The organism is Deferrisoma sp. (genome assembly GCF_054681715.1).
In genome coordinates this window covers 1-22,494 of record NZ_BAAHFQ010000050.1, presented here as the reverse complement: position 1 = coordinate 22,494, position 22,494 = coordinate 1, and the positions used below count along the sequence as shown (strand labels likewise).

The 22,494-nt window shown below is 71.2% G+C and carries 16 protein-coding genes and 1 tRNA gene; 11 read left to right on the top strand and 6 right to left on the bottom strand.

Annotated elements, in window-relative coordinates; all coding sequences use genetic code 11:
- Window positions 1-83: 83 nt before the first annotated feature.
- The 6 genes from ACY0I8_RS09125 to ACY0I8_RS09100 all read right to left on the bottom strand — a co-directional run bounded on the left by ACY0I8_RS09125 (window position 84) and on the right by ACY0I8_RS09100 (window position 5,986).
- Window positions 84-578 (bottom strand): response regulator, encoded by a 495-nt coding sequence (locus ACY0I8_RS09125; protein ID WP_461394469.1) that lies wholly within the window; start codon window positions 576-578, stop codon window positions 84-86.
- 258 nt (window positions 579-836) lie between these two features.
- A complete protein-coding gene (locus ACY0I8_RS09120; protein ID WP_459942642.1) occupies window positions 837-3,284 on the bottom strand; it encodes a PAS domain S-box protein in 2,448 nt (815 codons plus the stop codon).
- A gap of 509 nt (window positions 3,285-3,793) precedes the next feature.
- On the bottom strand, window positions 3,794-4,819 hold the full coding sequence (locus tag ACY0I8_RS09115) for a DUF4236 domain-containing protein (RefSeq protein WP_459942641.1): 1,026 nt from the start codon (window positions 4,817-4,819) through the stop codon (window positions 3,794-3,796).
- Between the two features lie 197 nt (window positions 4,820-5,016).
- The gene (locus ACY0I8_RS09110; protein ID WP_461394468.1) at window positions 5,017-5,370 is read right to left on the bottom strand and encodes a PIN domain-containing protein; all 354 of its coding nucleotides are present in this window, start codon (window positions 5,368-5,370) and stop codon (window positions 5,017-5,019) included.
- A 3-nt stretch (window positions 5,371-5,373) separates the two neighbouring features.
- Window positions 5,374-5,616 (bottom strand): hypothetical protein, encoded by a 243-nt coding sequence (locus ACY0I8_RS09105; protein ID WP_461394467.1) that lies wholly within the window; start codon window positions 5,614-5,616, stop codon window positions 5,374-5,376.
- Window positions 5,617-5,910: 294 nt separating this feature from the next.
- Window positions 5,911-5,986, bottom strand: a tRNA-Asn gene (locus ACY0I8_RS09100).
- A 174-nt stretch (window positions 5,987-6,160) separates the two neighbouring features.
- On the opposite strand from ACY0I8_RS09100, the gene nadA reads away from it, so the two are divergent.
- From nadA to ACY0I8_RS09045, 11 genes are all read left to right on the top strand, one after another.
- Window positions 6,161-7,075 carry a quinolinate synthase NadA gene (nadA, locus tag ACY0I8_RS09095; protein ID WP_459943094.1) on the top strand — a complete coding sequence of 305 codons (915 nt, stop codon included), beginning with the start codon at window positions 6,161-6,163 and terminating at the stop codon, window positions 7,073-7,075.
- 50 nt (window positions 7,076-7,125) lie between these two features.
- Window positions 7,126-10,632 carry a transcription-repair coupling factor gene (gene mfd, locus ACY0I8_RS09090; RefSeq protein WP_461394466.1) on the top strand — a complete coding sequence of 1,169 codons (3,507 nt, stop codon included), beginning with the start codon at window positions 7,126-7,128 and terminating at the stop codon, window positions 10,630-10,632.
- A 195-nt stretch (window positions 10,633-10,827) separates the two neighbouring features.
- Entirely contained in the window at window positions 10,828-11,721 is an 894-nt protein-coding gene (locus ACY0I8_RS09085) for a peptidyl-prolyl cis-trans isomerase (RefSeq protein ID WP_461394465.1), read from the top strand.
- A 239-nt stretch (window positions 11,722-11,960) separates the two neighbouring features.
- Window positions 11,961-12,923 carry a 4-hydroxythreonine-4-phosphate dehydrogenase PdxA gene (pdxA, locus tag ACY0I8_RS09080; RefSeq protein ID WP_461394464.1) on the top strand — a complete coding sequence of 321 codons (963 nt, stop codon included), beginning with the start codon at window positions 11,961-11,963 and terminating at the stop codon, window positions 12,921-12,923.
- 270 nt (window positions 12,924-13,193) lie between these two features.
- A complete protein-coding gene (locus ACY0I8_RS09075; RefSeq protein ID WP_461394463.1) occupies window positions 13,194-14,624 on the top strand; it encodes a phosphoglucomutase/phosphomannomutase family protein in 1,431 nt (476 codons plus the stop codon).
- A 64-nt stretch (window positions 14,625-14,688) separates the two neighbouring features.
- Complete coding sequence (gene uvrA / locus ACY0I8_RS09070) at window positions 14,689-17,517, top strand: excinuclease ABC subunit UvrA (protein WP_461394462.1); 2,829 nt, start codon at window positions 14,689-14,691, stop codon at window positions 17,515-17,517.
- Window positions 17,518-17,592: 75 nt separating this feature from the next.
- Entirely contained in the window at window positions 17,593-18,705 is a 1,113-nt protein-coding gene (locus ACY0I8_RS09065) for a branched-chain amino acid ABC transporter substrate-binding protein (protein WP_459943033.1), read from the top strand.
- A gap of 242 nt (window positions 18,706-18,947) precedes the next feature.
- The gene (locus tag ACY0I8_RS09060; RefSeq protein WP_459943032.1) at window positions 18,948-19,853 is read left to right on the top strand and encodes a branched-chain amino acid ABC transporter permease; all 906 of its coding nucleotides are present in this window, start codon (window positions 18,948-18,950) and stop codon (window positions 19,851-19,853) included.
- Window positions 19,853-20,797 carry a branched-chain amino acid ABC transporter permease gene (locus tag ACY0I8_RS09055; RefSeq protein WP_459943031.1) on the top strand — a complete coding sequence of 315 codons (945 nt, stop codon included), beginning with the start codon at window positions 19,853-19,855 and terminating at the stop codon, window positions 20,795-20,797. The genes ACY0I8_RS09060 and ACY0I8_RS09055 overlap by 1 nt, the downstream gene beginning before the upstream one ends.
- 11 nt (window positions 20,798-20,808) lie before the next feature.
- Window positions 20,809-21,567, top strand: coding sequence for an ABC transporter ATP-binding protein (locus ACY0I8_RS09050; RefSeq protein ID WP_459943030.1), 759 nt, complete (start codon window positions 20,809-20,811; stop codon window positions 21,565-21,567).
- A 9-nt stretch (window positions 21,568-21,576) separates the two neighbouring features.
- Window positions 21,577-22,296 carry an ABC transporter ATP-binding protein gene (locus ACY0I8_RS09045; RefSeq protein ID WP_459943029.1) on the top strand — a complete coding sequence of 240 codons (720 nt, stop codon included), beginning with the start codon at window positions 21,577-21,579 and terminating at the stop codon, window positions 22,294-22,296.
- Window positions 22,297-22,494 lie beyond the last annotated feature (198 nt).

Genomic DNA, 22,494 nt, shown 5'->3' with positions numbered 1-22,494 from the left:
GAGGGTGAGGGGAGCTGGCTAAATTAGAAGAATTATTACTTCGTCAGTTCCAATTTGGTAATCATTCTGATCCTCCTTTCATTTCAACGTGTTACAGCGACATCCGGAGCCACTATACTGCCGAACCTGCACTTTGCCAAGGCTCTGCCGAATCTGACAAAGTAGAAGTAGTTTCCCACCGTTCGGATCACCTCCATGAACTCGCGGAACTGGAGCGGTTTCACGAGGTAGCTGTTGGCCCCGAGGTCGTAGCTCAACGCCCGGTCCCCCTCCTCGCGCGACGAGGTGAGCACCACCACCGGGATCCGCCGGAGCCCCGGCCGGCGCTTCACCTCGGCCAGCACGTCCTGCCCCGACAGCCCCGGAAGCTTGAGGTCCAGGAGGATCAGGTCGGGCAGGGGGTGGGCCTGCCGGTCGTCGTAGGGGGGCCGCCCCAGCAGATAGTCGAGGGCCTGCTCACCCGTAGTGACCACGTGCACCGGGCTCCGAAGCCCCACCGCCCGGAACGCGTCGAGGGTGAGTTCCACGTCCATCTTGTTGTCTTCCACGAGCAGGATGACGGCTTCGTCCTGGGCCATGGCGAACCTCCGGAAAGCCCCCTGGGCCCCGGGGGGCCCGAAACGCATCACGGTGACACCCGTGCCGGGTGCCGGGTGCCAGAATCCGGGTGCCAGAGGACAGAGGACTGAGGACAGAAGGCTGACATCTGCCCTCCGAATTCTGATCTCTGACACGGCAGTTGCTCCAACAAGTTGGGACGGGTGCCGACGCCCGACCCCCTGAGGGTTTCAGCCGCCAAGCCGCCAAGCCGCCTAGCCGCCGAGCCGCCGAGCCGCCTACCCGTCCAGCCCCGCGATGCGGGGGACGCTGATCCAGAAGGTGGAGCCCTTGCCGGGCTCCGACTCGACCCCGCAGGTCCCGCCCAGGAGCCGGGCCGCCTTTTTCACGAGCGCCAGGCCGATGCCCGTGCCCGGATAGGCGTCGGTTTGATGGAGGCGCTGGAACATGTCGAAAATCTTCTCGTGAAACCGGGGGTCGATTCCGATCCCGTGGTCCCGCACGGCGATGCGCACCTCGTCCCCCTGGGGTTCGCAGAACACCTCCACCCGGGCTGGGACCCCCGGCTCGTGGTAGGTGAGGGCGTTGTCCACCAGGTTGACGAGGGCCCGCTCCAGGAGCCCTGCGTCGGCGAGTACCTGGGGGAACTCGCCTTCGAGCCGCACCACGGCCCCCTCGGCCGCGATCCGGGGGGCGAGGGTCTGGAGCACCCGTTCCAGCACCGCCCCGAGGTCCACGGGCTTTCGTTCCACCGCGCTGCGGCCGAGGCGGGAGTAGGCGAGCAGGTCGTCGATCAAGCGGGCCATGTTGTGGGATGCCTCGATGATGTAGTCGAAGTACCGTCGGCCTTCCTCGTCGAGCGCGTCGCGGTGGCGGTCGGCGATGATCTCGGCGAACCCCTGGATCGCCCGCAGGGGCGCCCGCAGGTCGTGGGACACCGAGTACGCGAACGCCTCCAGTTCCCGGTTCGCCGCCTCCAGGGCCGCCGTGCGCTCGGCCACCCGCAGTTCCAGTTCCTCGTTCAGGCGCCGGAGTTCCTGCTCCTGCTCCTTTTGCTCGGTGATGTCGGTGAAGAAGATCGCGATCCCCTCCTTCGTGGGGTGGATGCGGTTCTCGAACCACCGGCCGTAGGGCGGGTAGTACTCCGCCATCTGGATGAAGACCCCCTCGTTCATCGCCCGTTCGTAAGCGCGGTGGAACGGCTGGCCCACGCCCTCGGGGAACTCGGTCCAGATGTGCTTTCCCAGGAGGTCCTCGGGGTTCCTGCCGAGGAGTTCGCCGGCCCTCTTGTTCACGTAGGTGTAGCGCCAGTTCCGGTCGAGGGCCACGAAGGCGTCGGACATGTTCTCGAGGAGGTCCTGGAGGCTCCGCGACACCTTCTCGAGTTCCTCGCGCTGCCGCTTGGCCTCGGTGACGTCCCGGGTGACCGTGAGCACGCAGGGTTCCCCCCCCAGCGTCACGATGGAGGCCGAGAGGAGCCCGATCACGGGTTCCCCGGTCTTCCGCCGGAGGGTCATCTCGAGGTTTTCCACCCGGCCCTCCCGCCGCAGGCGCTCGGCCGCCTCGGCCCGCTCCTCGAGATCCGCCCAGATCCCCAGTTCCATGGAGGTCTTGCCCACGATCTCTTCCGGGGTGTACCCGAGGAGCCGGGTGACGCCCTCGTTCGCCTCCAGGAACATGCCGTCCTCGAGGCGGCTGATGGTGATGGCGTCGGGGCTGTACCGGAAGGCCAGCCGGAACTTCTCTTCGCTTTCGCGAAGTTGGGCCTCCATCCGCTTGCGCTCGGTGATGTCGTAGGCCGTGCCCCGGGTGCCGGCCGGCCGGCCCTGGGCGTCGTGGAAGGGCTTGGCGTTGACCACCAGATGGATCTCCCGGCCGTCCTTGGCCAGGTGGACCGTCTCGAGGCCCTTCACGGTCTCCCCCTGGAGGAGGCGGGCGAACCGCTCCCGGTCCCGCTCGGCCTGCTCCCGGCGCTGAAACGCGGTGAAGGGCTTTCCCAGCATCTCGTCCAGGCGGTAGCCGAACACCTCCTCCCAGGCGGGGTTCATATAGGTGTACCGGCCCTGGGCGTCGCACTCCCAGATCAGGTCCTGGGCCGTCTCCACGAGATCGCGGTACCGGGCCTCGGACGCCTCGAGGCGCTCCTCGGCCCGGCGCCGGACCTCCTCGTTTTCAAGGAGGAGTCCCACGAGGGCCGTGGCGAGGGGGAAGATGCTCAGAACCGGGGCGCTGATCCGCCGGAGCACCGAGACCGCGACCGGCCAGGGGAGGGTGAGCATCCAGGCGAGCATCGCCAGGTGCACCACGATGCCCAGGGCCAGGTAGCCGGCGAAGCCCAGCCGCTCCGGGTGCCCGCCCGTCCGGCGCCGGAACAGGACCCCGATGAGCACGGAGGTCACGGCCACCGCGGCGCCCGTGTAGGCCCCCGTGCCCCCGAGATGGAGGCGGTAGAGCGCCGCCATGGTGCCCGCGACGGCCCCGGCGAGCCCCCCGCCGTAGAGCCCGGCCATGGCGAGCACCACGGACCGGCCGTCGAAGATGACGCCCGGGGCGTACTGAAACGGGTTCATCATCCCCAGCACGGCGGCCACGCCGAAAATCACCCCCAGCCCCACCCGGCGCCACGTCGGGCCCCATCGCCGCACCCGGCCGACGAGGCCGTAGAGGCCCGAGAGGGCCACCAGGATCGCGACATTGTCGATGAGTTCCAGGTAGGCCGGGTTCATCGCGCCTCCTGCGCGCGAGGGGGTCGGCGCCCACCGTGGCCGGCGGCACCCGGGTCGGGGGCCAGAGGACAGGGGGGGCTGACATCCGTCCTCTGTCCGCGGATCCCCGACACGGGGGTTTTGGCCGTGGGGTGGGAGCGGAATCGTACCACTGATTTGGAATCTATCAAAGGTTTCCAGACCTTGCTCGACCCTGGTCCCGCGGATCGGCGGGTCTTGTCGTGGAGGCTGCCGGGCGGGCCATTACCAATACCTTCAAAAGTATTCCCTGAGGCGGGTGGGGGACTGGTTCCGGCCGGGTGCGAGTGCGGCACCCTTTTCGCCGCGCCCTCGCATGCCGTTGCAGGGTCGACAGATCGGAGCGTCGGCAGCGGAAGTTCCGGAACTTCCAAAGCAATCCAAGCCTGGTGACGCGCGGCGAGGTGAGGGGCCGCACCCGGCTCTCCACCAGCCCCCCACCCGCTAGTTTCCGTAGCAACGACGGGGATCTGACAATACTTCCGTTGGGGTTAGTACAACCCCAGGCGGCGGGCCACGTCCTCGTAGTCCGGGTCCTCGGCGTAGAGCTTCCCGAACTCGCTCCGGGCCCGCGCGCGCTGGCCGAGGGCCTCGTAGGCGAGGGCCCGCTCGTACCGGAGGGCCCGGAGGAGGTCCGCGGGGCGTCCCTTCTTCCGGCGCAGGGCCCGGGTCAGGACGTCCCGGGCGGCCTCCCAAAGCCCCAGGCCCCGGAGCGCCCGGCCCTTGTAGAGAAGGAGCGCGGCGTGGACCGGGGAGTCGTTCTCGACCCCCTCGGCGAGCCGCACGATCCGTTGGAGCGTGCCCGTGTCCCGCCCCCTGGCCTCCCACAGGAGTTCCGCGAGCGAGAGCCGCACCACCACGTCGTCGGGCTCGAGGGCCAGGAGCCGCTCCAGGCACCCGATCGCCTCGGCCCGCCGCCCCTGCCGCTGGTACACCTCCACGAGCCCGAGGAGCACGCCCCGGAGGTCGGGGCCCACCTGGGCCGACACCTCGTCGGTGATCGGGAGGCGCAGGGTGGCCGCGATGCCGTACTTCGAGACGTGGCGCCCGAGGTCCCGGTGCTTCTCGGCGGCCGTGGCGAGATGGGCCGCGGCCTCTTCGAGCCGCCCCAGCTTCAGGGCCAGAAACCCGGCCAGGAACGCCCCGTCGGCCAGGTGGGCGGCCTTCCCGAGGTGTTCCAGGGCCTTCTCCTCGTTGCCGAGCACCAACTCCCGGCACCCGTCCACCAGGGCCTCCTCGTCGTCCGGCGTGACGAGCCGCTTGAAAAAGCCGAGCGTCAGGCGCTCCTCCGGCCGCGGGGCCGGGGCGGCCCGCCGCCCCCTCCGGGGCTCCCCGCCGCGGAGCGAGGTCGTGTAAAAAAGCCCGGTCCCGGGAATCCCCAGGGTCACCCGGTTCCCCCGGGGCCCCACCGTCACCTTCGCCCCCCGGGGCCCGAACGAGAGCGACCCGCCCGACTTGCTCAGGTTCAGGGTCACCCCCGGCGCAATCCGGATCCGCCGCCAGAACCGAAACCCCATGCCCACCTCCTATGCTTCGAGCAGTGAGAACCCTCGGCCGGAAACCCCGTCCGGTTCCTGGGGGCGCCGCTGTGGGAGCGGCGTCCACGCCGCGATCCGGGCCGAAGGCCCGCCTTACCCTTCGTCCTGCCCGGGGAAAAAGCGAGCGAGGAACGCCGCGGCGTCGAGCACCGGGATGCCTTCGTACATCGCGACATTCAGGAGGAACCGGTCGCCGGAAACGACGCAGGCGGCTCCGACTGCGGCCGCGCAGAGGAGAAATACCTCGTCGTCCGGGCCCTCCGGAACGATGGGCGGGCCGGCCCGGGCGGATCGGGAACCAGGGTCACGAGGCGGAGCACCGAGGCGAGGACCGCAGGGGGCGTGAGCCCGAGTTGGCGTAACCGAGGCTCGAATCGGGGCCGTCCCAGCACGCCTGCGAGTTCGTCCATCATCGAGGGGGTCGCGACGGGGCGGAGGTCGCCCCGTTCCGCGAGTCGCACCACGCGCCAAGGCGCGCCGGTCCAAAGAACCCCGGACACCCAGACGTTCGTGTCGAGGACTACGATCACAGGCTATCGCCGGCGGTTTTCGCGGCGGTACCGTCGAACCTCCTCCGCGATCGCCTCCGCGGGCAGCGGCTCGCCGGGCTCCGCCTTCTCCACGATCTCGGTCAGGGGTAGGGGCGTGACGCGCTTCAGGCAGACCGTGTCCCCGTCGATCCACACCGCGAAACGGTCGGAGGGCTGAAACCGCTTGGCGAGTTCGGGCGGCAGCCGGAGTGTGCGCTCGTCAACGAGTTCCGCATAGTCCGCCATGGGGAGCCTCCTACGTTCGCGTGGGGTCAGGAATATTCTGCCCCACACTCTGCGGGATGACCAGTTCCCATCGGGAGCATCGTTGTGGGAGCGCACCCAACGGCAGGGGCCGGCGGACGGAGGCCTGATGTCTGGCCGCGGAATGCTGATTCCGGAAACGGGAGATGCTCCCGCAGGTGGGGTCAGGTGATGGCGCCCCCCAGCACGGCGCCCCAAACGCAAAGACCCCGCCGGGTGTGCCGGCGGGGTCTTTGGCGAAACGGAGTAACCGCCCGGGACGGGCGGGGCGCGTTCTGGCTCCCCGGGACGGACTCGAACCGCCAACCTAGTGGTTAACAGCCACCCGCTCTGCCGATTGAGCTACCGGGGAACGAAGGCGCCCTTTATACGGATCCGCCGGGGGCGTGTCAAGGGGCGGAATCCGTCGCGCTCCCGGGGCCTTCCTTGACCCGGCGGCCCGCGGGCCCGTAGCATACCCGATTCCCTGTTTTCACGCGGGGCTTCGGCGGGGGCCGGGGCCCGGGTTTCCGAGGGACGGAGCGCCATGAACGTGGAGAAGCTGCAGCGGGACATCCGGGCCCTGGCCCGGGAGCGCAAGGCCGTGATCCTGGCCCACAACTACCAGCGGGGCGAGGTGCAGGACGTGGCCGACATCACGGGCGACAGCCTGGGCCTTTCGATGGCCGCGGCCAAGACGGACGCCGAGGTCATCGTGTTTTGCGGGGTGCATTTCATGGCCGAGAGCGCGGCGATCCTGTCGCCCGAGAAGACCGTGATCCTGCCCCGCATGGACGCCGGGTGCCCCATGGCCGACATGATCACGGCCGACGACGTGCGCCGGATCCGCGAGGAGCACCCCGGGGTGCCCATCGTGACCTACGTGAACTCCTCGGCCGAGGTGAAGGCCGAAAGCGACATCTGCTGCACCTCGGCCAACGCCGTGAAGGTGACCCGGTCGGTGGGCGCGCCCACGGTGTACCTGACCCCCGACCAGAACCTGGCCCAGTGGGTGGCCCGGCACACGGACCAGACGGTGCTCTACTGGAAGGGCTATTGCCCCACCCACCACCGGCTGCGGGCCGCCGACGTGGAGGCCACGAAGGCCCGGTACCCCGGCGCGCCGTTCGTGGCCCATCCCGAGTGCCGGCCCGAGGTCCTGGACCTGGCCGACGCGGTGAAAAGCACCTCGGGCATGATCGAGTGGTGCCGGGAGGTGGAGGCCGACACCGTGATCGTCGGGACCGAGACCGGGCTCTTCCACCGGCTCCGGAAGGACAGCCCGCAGAAGACCTTCGTGGCCCCCTCGGACCAGATGATCTGCCCGAACATGAAGCTCACGAGCCTGGAGGACGTGCTCGAGAGCCTTGAGACCATGGAGAACGTGGTCACCGTGCCCGAGGCGGTGCGGGCCCGGGCCGTGACGGCCCTGGAGCGCATGCTCCAGGCCGGCCGCGACTGAGCGCGGGCGGGCGATACGGCTCGGCCCCCGGCGATCCCTCGTACCCGTCCATGACGACTCCCGTTTCCCCGCGCCGCGGCGCCCGCGTTGCCGACCTGGTGGAGGCCCTCCTGGGGCCCGACCAGCCGGTGCGGGCCCAGGGGCTTCGGGGATCGAGCCGGGCCTTCGTGCTCGCCCGGCTCGTTTCGGCCCTGCCCCGAACCTACCTCGTCCTCACCCCCACCCTGTCGGAGGCCCGTCGGCTCGCGGCCGAGGTGCGGTTCTTCCTGGGGGAACCCGAGGTCCCTGAGCACCCGGGTGACGAGCGGGTCGTGGTGCTCCCGGCGTGGGAGACCTCGCCGTTCGACGCGATCCCGCCCCTGCCCGAGGTGTCGGCCCGCCGGCTCGCGGCCCTGGCCCGCATCCGCCAGGGCGGGCCGCTGGTGGCCGTGGCCCCGGTGACGGCCGTGCTCCAGCGCACTCTGCCCCCCGAGGCCCTGGAGGCCGCGGTGCGGAGCTTGGGCGTGGGCGAGGAGGTGGACCGGGATCGGCTCCTCGAGCACCTGGTGGCGGCCGGGTACCACCGGGTGGGGCAGGTGTCGGAGCGGGGCGAGGTGAGCGCCCGGGGCGGCATCGTCGACGTGTTCCCCCCCGGGTACCCGCGGCCCGTGCGGATCGAGTTTTTCGGCGACGAGGTGGAGTCGATCCGGCCCTTCGACGTCGAGACCCAGCGCTCGGTGGGCCGGCTGGACCGGGTGGTGCTCCTGCCGGCCCGGGAGGCCCTGGCCGGCGACGGGGCCATCGAGGCGGCCGCCCGCCGGCTCCGGGAGCGGTGCCGGGAGCTCGGGCTCTCGCGGGCGGAGACGGCCGAGGCCCTGGAGGCGTTTCGCACCCAGGCCGGGGGCGTGCTCCGGGAGGTGTTCTTCGCGTACCTGTACGAGCGACCGGCCGCGGTGTGGGAGTACCTGCCGGCCGACGCGGTGCTCGTGCGGGAGGGCGCGGCCGAGGTGGGGGCCCGGGCCCGCGACGCCCTGGACGACGCCCAAACGGCCCACGACCGGGCCGTGGAGACCGGCCGACCCGTTCCCCGGGTGGCCGACGCCTTCGTCGGGCCCGAGGAGTGGGAGGCCTTCGCCGCCTCGGGCACGCGGCTCGACCTGGAGGAGCTCGAGATCGAGGGCGGCGGGGGTCGGGCCCTCGCGTTTCGCACCCGGTCGAACGACGGCCTGGTGGCCGAACTGCGCCGGCGCCGGGGAGAGCACCTCCTGGAGCCCCTGGTCGGGGCGGTGGAGGCCGAGCGGGCCAAGGGCCACGCGGTGTGGTTCGTGGCCCGGACGGCCGGCGGCGCCCGGCGGCTCGCGGATCTCCTGGGCGGGTACGAGCTCCTCCTGGGGGAGCCCGAACCGTTCCCGGAGGAACCCGTGGCCGATGGCGGCCTTCACCTGGCCGTGGGGGAGCTGGAGCGGGGGTTCGGGTTCCCGGCCAAGGGCCTGTGGATCGTCACCGACACGGAGATCCTGGGCGAGAAGGTGCGCCGCCGCCCGCCCCGGCGGCGGGAGTTCCGCTCGACCCTGGCCGACCTCCGGCCCGGCGACGCCGTGGTCCACGTGGACTTCGGGGTCGGGCTCTACCGGGGCCTGGTGCACCTGGAGGTGGCGGGCGAGGAAGGCGACTACCTCCACCTGGAGTACGCGGGCGGCGACCGCCTGTACCTCCCGGTCACCCGGATCGGGCTCGTCCAGCGCTACAGCGCGCCGGGGGAGGGGCCGGTCCGGCTCGACAAGCTGGGGGGCACGGCCTGGCAGCGCACCCGGGCCAAGGCCCAGGAGGGCATCGAGAAGCTCGCCCACGAGCTCCTGGAGATCTACGCCCGCCGGCAGTTGGCCGAGCGGCCGCCCTACGCGCCGCCCGACCTCGCCTACCGAGAGTTCGAGGCCACCTTCCCCTACGAGGAGACCCCGGACCAGCTCTCGGCCATCGAGGCCGTGATGGCCGACCTCTCGGGCCCCCGGCCCATGGACCGGCTCGTGTGCGGGGACGTGGGGTACGGGAAGACCGAGGTGGCCCTCCGGGCGGCGTTCCGGGCCGTGCACGACGGCCGGCAGGTCGCGGTGCTGGTGCCCACCACGGTGCTGGCGGCCCAGCACTTCCACACGTTCCGACGCCGGTTCGAGGGGCACCCGATCACGGTGGGCATGCTGTCGCGGTTCGTGGGGCCGGCCGAGCAGAAGCGGGTGCTCAAGGGCCTCGAGGACGGCACGGTGGACATCGTGGTGGGGACCCACCGGCTGCTCCAGCGGGACGTGCGGTTCAAGAACCTGGGTCTCGTGGTGGTGGACGAGGAGCACCGGTTCGGGGTGGCCCAGAAGGAGCGGCTCAAAAAGCTCCGGGCCCGGGTGGACGTGCTCACCCTCACCGCCACCCCGATCCCCCGCACCCTGAACCTCTCCCTTTCCGGGGTGCGGGACCTCTCGGTCATCGAGACCCCGCCCGCCGACCGGCTCGCCGTGCGCACGGTGCTGGCGCGGGACGACGACGACCTGGTGCGCGAGGCGATCCGGCGGGAGCTCGTCCGGGGCGGGCAGGTGTACTTCGTGCACAACCGCATCGAGACGATCGGAGAGGTGGCCGAGCGGGTCCGGAGCCTCGTGCCCGAGGCCCGGGTGGGCGTGGGCCACGGCCAGATGAAGGAGAGGGAGCTCGAGCGGGTCATGGAGGCCTTCGTGGCCGGCGAGATCGACGTGTTCGTCTGCACGGCGATCGTGGAGTCGGGTCTTGACATCCCCCGGGCCAACACCATTCTCATCGACCGGGCCGACCGGTTCGGGCTGGCCGACCTCTACCAGCTCCGGGGCCGGGTGGGGCGGTCGAACCTGCGGGCCTACTGCTATCTCCTGGTCCCGGCCGAGGCCGAGCTCACCCCCGAGGCCCGAAAGCGCCTCCAGGTGCTCCAGGAGTTCAGCGATCTGGGCGCCGGGTTTCGGGTGGCCACCCACGACCTCGAGATCCGGGGCGCCGGGGAGATGCTGGGCAAGGCCCAGTCGGGCCACGTGGCCGCGATCGGGTTCGAGCTCTACTCGGAGCTCCTGGAGCAGGCGGTGCGGCGGCTCAAGGGGGAGCCGGCCGAGAGGGCCCCCGAGCCGGAGATCCGGCTCAAGGTGCCGGCCCACTTCCCGGCCGACTACGTGCCCGACCCGGCGCAGCGGCTGGAGCTCTACGAGCGGCTCACCCGGGCCCGGGGCGCGGGTGAGATCGACGAGCTGCGTTACGAGATCATCGACCGGTTCGGGCCGGTGCCGCTTGCGGTGGAGAACCTGCTGGAGATCATGAAGCTGCGGCTGGGGCTCCTGTCGCTTCGGGCGACGTCGCTGGACTACACCGGGGCGAACCTGGTGGTGGCGTTCGGGGAGAGCCCCGCCGTGGACCCGGAGCGGGTGCTCGCCCTGGTGCAGCAGGACCCCCAGGCGTACCGTGTGACCCCGGACCAGCGGGTGGTCTATCGGGTGGGCGAGGTCACGGGACCCGCCGTGATCGCCCACGCGGCCGAGTTTCTCCGGCGCCTCGGTGCGGCCTGGTAGGGAAGACGGCTAGGCGGCTGGGCGGCTGGGCGGCTAGGCGGATGAAAGCGTTCCGGATTCCAACGCGTTCGCCTGTCCCTTATCGGGCTCTGACCCGGAGATACTTCACGCGTTGCGCGGCCCCGGAGGGGCTTTTACGCTCTCGTTTCTGAGATGGTGCGGAGGCCGATCATGTTCGGATCGTGGAAACGATGGATGGCGGCACTGATCGCCCTTGCGGCAACGGCCGGGGGCGCCCGGGCCGCCATCGTCGACGGCGTGGCGGCGGTGGTGAACGACCGGGTGATTACCCTGGGGGAGCTTCGCCGGCTCGCGGCCCTGAAGGAGCGCACCGGCGAGGCCCGGGGGGAGGAGGCCCGTAAGCTCGCGCTGGACGCCTTGATCGAGAAGGCCCTCGTGGAGGCCGAGGCCGAGCGGCTCGGGGTGCGGGTGACCGACGAGGAGCTCGAACGGGCGGTCTGCGACATCTGCGAGCGCAACCAACTCGAGCGGGAGAAGCTGCCCGAGGTGCTGGAGGCCCAGGGGGTGGACTACGACGCGTACCTGGAGGAGATCCGGTCCCAGATCCAGCGGATGAAGCTCGCGAGCCGGGTGCTCCGGGCCAAGCTCGACGTGAGCGACGAGGCCCTCCGGGAATACTATCTGAAGAACGTGGCGCGGTTCCAGGAACCCGACGCCGTGCATCTGGAGCACATCCAGACCTCGTCGCGGGAGGCGGCCGAGGCGGCCCGCAGCCAGGTGTTGGGCGGCGCCCCGTTCGCCGAGGTGGCCCGGACGATCTCCACCGGGCCCGCCGCGGCGGCCGGGGGCGACATGGGGTTCGTGCCGGTGGACAGCCTGGCCGCACCCCTTCGCGACGCCCTGGCCGACGCCGAGCCGGGCACGGTCACGCCGGTTCTGGAGATGCGCGGGAGCTACCACCTGTTCCGGGTGGTGGAGCGCCGGAAGGGTCGGGTGCCGGCCTTCGAGGAGGTGCGCGACCGGATCCGGGAGGAGTACTTCCGGGACCGGGAGGAGGAGCTCTACCGCACCTGGATCGGCTCGCTTCGGGAGAAGGCCCGGATCGAGGTGAAGCGGCTGGAAGGGTAGGGGGGTGTCGGGAGCCAGAAGCCAGAAGACGGAGGACCGGGGGAACGGGGCTGGAGATCGCCGCACACCCGCGGTTCGCGAGGGGAGGCCCGCGAACCCCGCAGTGGGATCGGTTCTCGCAAAATGCCGCCCCCCGATATGAAGTCCGCTCGCAGAGGTTGGGGAAGGCGGCGAAGCCGGAACCGAGGGGGGTGGCCTTCTGGCTTCCCAGCCTTCCAGCTTTCCAGCGGTGAACGAAGATGCACCAGACCGTCCGGATCGCCGTGACCTGTGGGGAGCCCGCCGGGATCGGGGCCGAGGTGGCCCTGAAGGCCCTGGGGGCCGGCGTTCCCGGCGTGGAGCCCGTGCTGGTCGGCCCCCCGGAGGTCTGGGAACGGGCGGCCAGGCTCGCCGGCGTGGACCTCGGGCCGTGGGCGGTGGAGCCGGTGGAGGCCGAACTGCCCCCGGACTGGGACTGGGGCCGTCCGACGCCCCGGTCGGGCCGGCTGGCGGCCCGGGCGGTCGAGGCGGCCGTGGGCCTGGTCCGCGAGGGAAGGGCCGAGGCGCTCGTGACGGCTCCGTTGACCAAGGCGGGCCTTGCGGCCGCGGGATACCCGTATCCCGGCCACACCGAGATGCTGGAGGCCCTGTGCGGGGGCCGGGCCCTCATGATGCTGGCCGGGCCCCGGCTCCGGGTGGTCCTGGTGACGACCCATTTGCCGCTCGCGGAGGTGCCCCGGGCGGTCACGCGGGAGCGGGTGCTCGATACAATTCGGGGCGCCCACCGGGGGCTCCGGCGGGATTTCGGGCTTCCGGGCCCCCGGATCGGCGTGGCCGCCCTGAACCCCCACGGCGGGGAGGGGGGCCTCCTGGGTTCCGAGGACGCCGAAGCGATCGCCCCGGCCGTCGCGGCGGCCCGGGCCGAGGGCATCGCGGCCGAGGGCCCGGTTCCGGCCGACGTGCTCTTTCACCGGGCGGCCTCGGGCGCGTTCGACGTGGCCGTGGCCATGTACCACGACCAGGGGTTGGGGCCCCTGAAGCTCCTCCACTTCGACGACGCCGTGAATGTGACCCTGGGGCTTCCCATCGTGCGCACGAGCCCCGACCACGGCACGGCCTTCGACATCGCGGGAACCGGACGGGCCAGCGCGACGAGCTTCCGCGAAGCGGCACGCCTGGCCGCCGAGATCGCCCGCCGCCGGGCCGGAGAACCTGAGGATTGAACCACGGAGGACACGAGGTCGGGTGAGTAGGGAACGGCCATTTCAGGCTGGGCGGCTGGGCTGCTTGGCGGCTAGCCGGCTAGCCGGCTAGCCGGCTGAGAACCCCGGAGATTCAGGCGTCATTGCCCGTCCAAACCGTTGGGAGCGGTTTCCGGGCGGCGACAACTCGTGCGGCGGTCCTTGGCCTGGCGTCTCACCGCCCGGCCGCCGAGCCGCCAAGCCGCCTAGCTGTCTCTCCGTGTTTGAATACACCGAAATGAGTGGTTGGCGATGAAGATCCGGTTCGGGACCGACGGGTGGCGGGGGGTGATCGCCCGGGATTTCACGTTCGAGAACGTGCGACGGGTGGCCGCGGCCGTGGCCTCGTACCTCGAGGCCGAGGGCCTGGCCGGTCGGGGCGTGGCCGTGGGGTTCGACCGGCGGTTCCTCTCCGGTGCCTTCGCCGAGGAGGCGGCCGGGGTGCTGGCCGCCCGGGGGATCCGGGTGTGGGTGGCGCCGACACCCGTGCCGACGCCCGTTGTCTCCTGGGCCGTGCGGCACCGGGGGCTCGGCGGGGGGCTCATGATCACCGCGAGCCACAACCCCCCCGAGTGGAACGGGGTGAAGTTCAAGGAGCACCTGGGGTGCGCGGCCCGGTCGGCCACCAGCGCAAAGATCGAGGCCGCCTTGGCCCGGATCGAGGGGCCCGTGGACTACATCGGTCCGGCCGAGGCCCGGCGCCGGGGCCTGTGGGAGCCCCTGGAGGTCTGGGACGCCTACCGGGAGGCCGTGTGGGGCTTCGTGGATCGGGAGGCGATCCGCCGGGCCGGGCTCACGGTGGTGCTTGACGCGATGCACGGCTGCGCCCACCCCTGGCTCCCGATGCTCCTCGAGGAGGCGGGGTGCGAGGTCGAGGTGCTTCGGGCCGAGGAAAACCCGGGCTTCGGCGGCGTGGCGCCCGAACCCCTGGAGGATCGGCTCGGGGACCTGGCGGGGCGGGTGCGGGAGCGGGGCGGGGCCCTGGGGCTCGCCAACGACGGCGACGCCGACCGGATCGGGGCGGTGGACGAGCGGGGCCGGTATTTTTCGACCCAGCGGATCTTCGCCCTGATCCTCCACCACCTCCTGGAGGAAAGGGGGCTTCGGGGCCGGGTCGTTCGGTCCGCCTCGGGCACCGTGATGGCCGACCTCCTGGCCCGGCGCCGGGGGCTCCCAGTGCTTGAAACCCCGATCGGGTTCAAGTTCATCGGCGAGGCGCTCCTAGAGCCCGGGACCCTGATCGGCGGGGAGGAGAGCGGGGGGATCGGGATCCCGGCCTTCGGGCCGGAGCGCGACGGGCTCCTAAACGCCCTCCTCCTCGCCGAGATCGTGGCCCGCCGGGGCCGGGGGCTTCGGGCGTGCCTGGAGGACGTGTTCGCCGAGACGGGCTACTTCGCCTACGATCGGGTGGACCTGCCGCTCGCCCCGGAGCGGGCCGGGGCGGTGCGGGAGGCGCTCGCCCGGTGGCCCGATCCGCCCGAGTTGGCCGGCCGGGCGGTGGTTCGGGTGTCGCGCACCGACGGGCTCCGGTTCGAGCGGGACGACGGCTCCTGGCTCCTGGTGCGACCGTCCGGCACCGAACCCAAGCTCCGGCTCTACGCCGAGGCCCGGGGCCGCGACGAGGTGGCCGCCCTCCTGGAGGCAGGCCGCCACCTGGTCGACGACCTCCCGGGCGCGGCGTGACGTTCCCCAGCGAGCGGCGGGACACCGCCCCCTGTCTTCTGTCCTCTGACTCCTGACCCCCGACATGGACACCATTCGCATCCGCGGCGCGCGCCAGCACAACCTCAAGAACCTGAACCTCGAGATCCCCCGGGGCCGGTTCGTGGTCATCACCGGCCCGTCGGGGTCGGGAAAATCGAGCCTGGCCTTCGACACGCTCTACGCCGAGGGCCAGCGCCGGTACGTGGAGAGCCTGTCGGCCTACGCCCGGCAGTTCCTCGAGCAGATGGAAAAGCCCGACGTGGACTCCATCGAGGGGCTCTCCCCGGCGATCTCCATCGAGCAGAAGACCACGAGCAAAAACCCCCGGTCCACCGTGGGCACCGTGACCGAGGTGTACGACTACCTGCGGGTGCTCTACGCCCGGGTCGGGGTGCCCCACTGCCCGGGCTGCGGCCGGGAGGTGGCGAGCCAGACCGTGACCCAGATGGTGGACCGGGTGCTGGGGCTCGGGGAGGGCACCCGGGTGGAGGTGCTCGCACCCGTGGTCCGGGGCCGCAAGGGGGAGCACCGGGCCCTCCTGGAAGACCTGCGGCGCTCGGGGTTCTTGCGGATCCGGGTGGACGGTGAACTGCGGGAACTGGAGGAGGAGATCGCCCTCGACAAGAACCGCAAGCACACCCTCGAGGTGGTGGTGGACCGGGTGGTGGTGAAGCCCGAGGCCCGAAGCCGCCTGGCCGAGGCCCTCGAGCTCGCCCTGGCCCGGGCCGAGGGCGTGGCCGTGGTGGAGACCCGGCCCCGGGAGGGGGAGCCCGAGCGGTTCTGGTTCTCGGAGCGGTTCGCGTGCCCCGACTGCGGGGTGTCCCTTCCGGAGCTCTCCCCCCGGTCGTTCTCGTTCAACTCCCCCCACGGGGCCTGCCCCGCCTGCGACGGGCTCGGCACCAAGCTCGCCGTGGTGCCGGAGCGGGTGGTGCCCGATCCGCGGAAGACCCTGGCCCAGGGGGCGGTGGCGCCGTGGGAGGGCCGAAACGGCGCGTTCTTTCGGCAGATGCTCCGGGCCCTCCAGGACCACCTGGGGCTCGACCTCGACACCCCCTGGCAGGACCTGCCCGAACGGGTCCGCCACGCCGTGCTCTGGGGAACCGGGGACCAGGCCGTGGATTTTCGGTTCGAGGGCAAGGACTCCACCTACCGGTTCCGGAAGCCCTTCGAGGGGGTGATCCCCCGGCTCGAGCGCCGGATCCGGGAGGCCAAGGACGGCGGCGACCTGGAGGATCTGGCGGAGTTCCTGGAGGCCCGGCCGTGCCCGGCCTGCGGGGGAGCGCGGCTCCGGCCCGAGAGCCGGGCCGTGACCGTGGGCGGGAAGGGCATCCACGAGGTCTGCGCCCTGAGCGTGGCCGGTGCCGAGCGGTTCTTCGCCGATCTGCGGCTTCCCGACCGGGAGGCCTCCATCGCCGAGCGGGTGCTCAAGGAGATCCGGGAGCGGCTCCGGTTCCTCCTGGACGTGGGGCTCGGCTATCTCACCCTGGACCGCCCGGCCGCCACCCTCTCCGGAGGGGAGAGCCAGCGGATCCGGCTCGCCACCCAGGTGGGCTCCCGGCTCACGGGGGTCCTCTACATCCTCGACGAGCCCACCATCGGGCTCCACCCCCGGGACAACGGCCGGCTCCTCCGGACCCTGCTGGAGCTCCGGGACCTCGGCAACACCGTGATCGTGGTGGAGCACGACGAGGACACGATCCGCGCGGCCGACCACGTGGTGGACATGGGCCCCGGGGCCGGCGAGCTCGGCGGTCAGGTGGTGGCCCAGGGCACCCCGGAGGAGGTGGCCGCCCATCCCGGGAGCCTCACCGGCGCCTACCTTTCGGGTCGGAGCGCCGTGCCGGTGCCGAAGCGCCGGGGCCCCAACGGGAAGGCCCTGCGGATCCGGGGGGCCCGGGGCAACAACCTCCGGAACCTGGACGTGGAGATCCCCCTGGGGCTCTTCGTCTGCGTCACCGGGGTGTCGGGCTCGGGCAAATCGACCCTGGTGGTCGACACCCTGTACCCGGCGCTCGCGGCGGCCCTCCACGGGGCCAAGCTGCGCCCCCTGGAGCACGACACCATCGAGGGGCTGGAGCACGTGGACAAGGTGGTGGACGTGGACCAGTCGCCCATCGGCCGGACCCCCCGGTCGAACCCGGCCACCTACACGGGGGTGTTCACCCCGATCCGGGATCTCTTCGCCCAGCTCCCCGAGGCCCAGGTGCGGGGGTACGGCAAGGGCCGGTTCTCGTTCAACGTGAAGGGCGGCCGGTGCGAGGCCTGCAAGGGCGACGGGCTGATCAAGATCGAGATGCACTTCCTGCCCGACGTGTACGTGACCTGCGAGGAGTGCGCCGGCCGTCGCTACAACCGGGAGACCCTGGAGGTCCGGTACAAGGGCGCCTCGATCGCCGACGTGCTGGAGATGACGGTGACCCAGGCCCGGGAGCTCTTCCGCAACGTGCCGGCGATCCGGGAGAAGCTCCAGACCCTGGAGGACGTGGGGCTGGGGTACATCCGGCTCGGGCAGTCGTCCACCACGCTTTCGGGCGGGGAGGCCCAGCGGGTGAAGCTCGCGAAGGAGCTCTCCCGCCGGGCCACGGGCCGCACCCTCTACATCCTCGACGAGCCCACCACCGGGCTCCATTTCGAGGACGTGCGTAAACTCCTCGAGGTGCTCCACCGGCTGGTGGACCAGGGGAACACGGTGCTCGTGATCGAACACAACCTCGACGTGGTGAAAACCGCCGACCACGTGATCGACCTCGGGCCCGAGGGCGGGGACGAGGGGGGCCGGGTGGTGGCCCGGGGGACGCCCGAGGAGGTGGCCGCCTGCCCGGAGTCCCACACCGGCCGGGCCCTCTCCCGGCTGCTGGGGGTTTCCCGTTGACCCCGGGCCCGCTCGCCTGATACTTTCGCGCGCCTCAAACTTCCGTTTCGCCCGATCAAGAAAAAGGAGGCCCCCATGTGGAAGCGACTCGCAGTGGCAGCGGTTTCGGTGTGCCTGGCGGCGCCCGCGTTTGCGGGCACCGTGAAGATCGGCCTCATGGCCCCGCTCACGGGCGCCTGGGCCAGCGAGGGCCAGGAGATGAAGCAGATCGTGGAGCTCCTGGCCGAGGAGCTCAACGCCAAGGGCGGGGTGAACGGCCAGACCGTCGAGGTGGTGGTGGAGGACGACGGCGGTGACCCCCGGACCGCCTCGCTCGCGGCCCAGCGGCTCTCGACCCAGGGCGTGGTGGCCGTGATCGGCACCTACGGCTCGTCGGTGACCGAGGCGAGCCAGGGCATCTACGACGAGGCCGAGATCCTCCAGGTGGCCAACGGGTCTACGGCGGTGCGGCTCACGGAAAAGGGTCTGAAGCTCTTCTTCCGCACCTGCCCCCGGGACGACGAGCAGGGCCGGGTGGCGGCCCAGACGATCCAGAAGCTCGGGTTCAAGAAGGTGGCCGTGCTCCACGACAACACGAGCTACGCCAAGGGGCTGGCCGAGGAGGCCAAGGGGCTCCTGGAGAAGGCCGGGGTGGAGATCGCGTTTTTCGACGCCCTGACCCCGGGCGAGCAGGACTACACCACGATCCTCACGAAGCTCAAGGCGGCCGGGCCCGAGGCGGTGTTCTTCACCGGATACTACCCGGAGGCCGGACTCCTGCTCCGGCAGAAGAAGGAGATGGGCTGGGACGTGCCGTTCATCGGGGGCGACGCCACGAACAACCCGGATCTGGTGAAGATCGCGGGCAAGGAGGCGGCCGCGGGGTTCTACTTCCTGAGCCCGCCGGTGCCGAGCGACCTGCCCTACGAGCGGGCGAAGGCGTTCCTGGCGGCCTACGAGAAGAAGTACGGGGGCGTGCCGGGCTCCATCTGGGCCGTGCTGGCGGGCGACGGGTTCCTGACGGTGACCACGGCCATCGAGGCCACGGGGTCCACCGACTCCAAGAAGCTCGCCGAGTACCTCCACAGCGGGAAGCCGTTCTCCGGGCTCACCGGCGAGATCGCGTTCAACGCCAAGGGCGACCGGGTGGGCGAGGTGTACAAGGTCTACCGGGTGGACGCCGAAGGCCGGTTCGTGCTGCAGCAGTAGGGACCGGGACGGGGACGCGCGCCGGGTTGCCGAGGGCGCGCCAAGGCCCCGCGGGACCGGGAGGCTCGCCCGGCCCAAGATGAGCGAAACCGTGGGACGGTCCGGCCGCCGAGGGCGGCCGGACCGTCCGTGAGCCCTTGGCCCGGTTCGGTCCGATCGATGCCCCGTGCGGGCGGAGGCGGTAGGGCATCCAAGCCTCCGAGCGTCCTCGCGTCCCCGCCGATACGCCACCTCTGGATCCCATGGAACAGTTCTTCCAGCAGTTCACCAACGGGCTCGCCGTGGGGGGGATCTACGCCCTGATCGCCCTCGGGTACACCATGGTGTACGGGGTGCTCAAGCTCATCAACTTCGCCCACGGCGACCTGTTCACCCTGGGGGCCTACCTGGGGCTCACCCTGATCACGTCCCTTGCGCTCCACGAGAGGGTGGGGGTGGCGGGCGGGGTGCTCCTTCTGGTCCTCATGGTGATGGGACTCGTGGCCGTGGTGGGGGGGCTTTTGGAGCGCACGGCCTACCGCCCGCTCCGGGAGTCGCCCCGGCTCTCGGCCGTGGTGAGCGCCCTCGGCGCCTCGATCTTCCTCCAGAACGCCATCATGCTGATCTACGGGGCCCGACTCCGGGTGTACCCCCAGGACATCCTGCCCCGGGTGGCCGTGGAGGTGTTCGGGGTGCCGGTGCCGCTCATGCGGATCCTCATCTTCGCGGCGTCGGTGGTGCTGATGGCGGTCCTCTACCTCTGGGTCCACAAGACCCGGATGGGAACGGCCATCCGGGCGGCCGCTATCGACCAGGGGGCGGCCCGGCTCATGGGCATCGACGTGGATCGGGTGATCCTGCTCGTGTTCCTCGTGGGGCCGGCCCTGGGGGGCGCCGCCGGCGTCATGGTGGGGCTCTACTACGGCCAGATCAGCTTCACCATGGGCTGGCTCTACGGGCTCAAGGCGTTCACTGCGGCGATCCTGGGGGGCATCGGCAACATCCCGGGCGCCATGCTGGGGGGGCTCCTCCTGGGCGTGATCGAGGCCCTGGGGGCGGCCTACATCTCCCTGGCGTGGAAGGACGCCATCGCGTTCCTGGTGCTGATTCTGATCCTGATCGTCCGGCCCACCGGGATCCTGGGTGAGCGGGTGGCGGAAAAGGTGTGATGACGCGGCGGACGAAACTCTGGGTCCTGGCCACGGCTGTGGGCCTCGCCCTGGCCCCGGCGGTGCTGAACGCCTACTGGGTCGACGTGCTCAACAGCGTCGGCCTCTACGGCCTCCTGGCCCTGTCGCTCAACGTGATCCTGGGCGACGCCGGCATGTACAACATGGGTCACGCGGCGTTCTACGCCGTGGGGGCCTACACCACGGCCATCCTGAACACCCGGTTCGGGGTGCCGATCCTGTGGACCCTGCCCCTGGCCGGGGCGGCGGCCGGGGTGTTCGCGGCGCTCGTGGCCCGGCCGGTGATCCACCTTCGCGGCGACTACCTCCTCATCGTGACCGTGGGGGTGGGGGAGATCCTGCGGATCGCCCTGGTGAACGATGTCTTCGGCCTGACCGGGGGCCCCAACGGGATCTTCGGCATCGCCCGGCCGGAGCTGTTCGGCTGGAAGATCCGAAAGCCCCACGAGTTCTTCTATCTCATCTGGGCCTTCGTGGCGCTTACGGTGTTCGTGTTCCACCGGCTTCAGCAGTCCCGGGTGGGCCGGGCTTGGAACTACCTCCGGGACGACCCGGTGGCCGCCGAGGGGAGCGGGATCCCCACGTCCCGGTACCGGCTCCTGGCGTTCGTGGTGGGCGCGGCCTGGGCGGGCATGGCGGGCACCCTGTACGCCTCGAAGATGACCATCATCTCGCCCCAATCCTTTAGCTTCTGGGAGTCGGTCGTGGTGTTCATGATCGTGATCCTGGGCGGCGCCGGGAACATGGCCGGCGTGCTCCTGGGGGCGTTTCTGATCGTGGGGCTGCCCGAGGCCTTCCGGGGGCTGGCGAGCGCCCGGATGCTCGTGTTCGGGCTCGTCATGATGGTCATGATGGTGGTGCGCACCCAGGGGCTCCTGCCCCCCCGGCCGCGCCGGTTCCGGCTCCCGGACGCCGCGGGGTAAGGGGGGGAGCCATGGCCCTGCTGGAGCTCGAAGGCGTCACCAAGACCTTTGGGGGCCTCGTGGCGGTGGACGAGGTGTCGTTCGCCGTGGACGAGGGGGCCATCGTGGGGCTCATCGGCCCCAACGGCGCGGGCAAGACCACCGTGTTCAACCTGATCACGGGCAACTACCGGCCCGACGGGGGCCGGATCCGGTTCGACGGCCGGGACATCACGGGGCGGCCCACGCACCGGATCGTCCACTGGGGCATCGCCCGGACGTTCCAGACGATCCGGCTGTTCCAGAAGATGACCGTGCTCGAGAACGTGCTGGCCGGCCGCCACTGCCGCACCCGGTCCGGCGTGTGCTCCGCCGTGCTCCGGACTCCGGCCCAGCGTAGGGAGGAGACCCGGGCCGTGGCCGACGCCATGGCGGCGCTTCGGTTCGTGGGGTTGGAGGCCCGGGCCGAGGACCTGGCCGGGAACCTCTCGTACGGGAACCAGCGGCTCCTGGAGATCGCCCGGGCGCTGGCCACCGAGCCCAAGCTCCTCGTGCTCGACGAGCCGGCCGGGGGCATGAACGAGCAGGAGACCCTGGCCCTGCTGGACCTGATCCGCCAGATCCGGAACCGGGGCGTCACGGTGCTCCTGATCGAACACGACATGGGCCTCGTCATGGAGGCCTGCGAGCGCCTCGTGGTGCTCGAGTACGGGAAGAAGATCGCCGAGGGCACCCCCGAGGAGGTCCAGGCGGACCCCAAGGTGATCGAGGCCTACCTGGGCACGGACTAGAAGGCGGCCATGGGAACCCTTCTGGAGATTCGGGACCTCAGGGTCCGGTACGGGAACATCGAGGCCCTCCACGGCGTGAGCCTCCGGGTGGACGAGGGGGAGATCGTCACCCTCCTGGGGGCGAACGGCGCCGGGAAGTCCACGACGCTCATGGCCGTGAGCGGGCTCGTGCGGGCCTCGGGCGGGTCGATCCGGTTCGACGGCCAGGAGTTGACCGGCCTCAAGGCCCACCGGCGGGTCGAGCTCGGGGTGGCGCAAAGCCCGGAGGGGCGCCGGGTGTTCGGCACCCTCACGGTCGAGGAGAACCTCGATCTCGGGGCGTTCCGCCGGCGGGACGCCGATGGGATCCGGAAGACCCGGGCCTGGATCTACGAGCTCTTCCCGGTGCTCGCCGAGCGGCGCCGGCAGCTCGCGGGAACCCTGAGCGGCGGGGAGCAGCAGATGCTCGCCATCGGCCGGGCCCTCATGGCCGAGCCGCGGCTCCTGCTCCTGGACGAGCCCAGCCTCGGGCTCGCGCCCCTTCTGGTCAAATCCATCTTCCAGACGATCGAGGAGATCAACCGGGCCGGGGTCACCGTGCTCCTGGTGGAGCAGAACGCCCGGGCGGCCCTGCGGCTCGCCCACCGGGGCTACGTGCTGGAGGTCGGGCGGATCACCCTGGAAGGAACGGCCACCGAGCTCCTGGAGAACCCCCAGGTCCAGCAGGCCTACCTGGGCGGCAAGCGCTAAGCTCCCCGGCCCCTTGGGTCCCTTGTGTCCCTGGGGTCCCTTTGTTGGGGGCGCGGAAAACCGTAGGCCTGGCCAGGGGTTCGCGGGAAAGGGCGAAAAAGCCCCGAGGGGGGTGTTGACAGGGGTTGGGGAGGGGGGTATAAAGCGCGCTCTCGCGGCGGGGGGGAGCGGGGCCGCGGGGCGGGGGGTGAAAAAAGG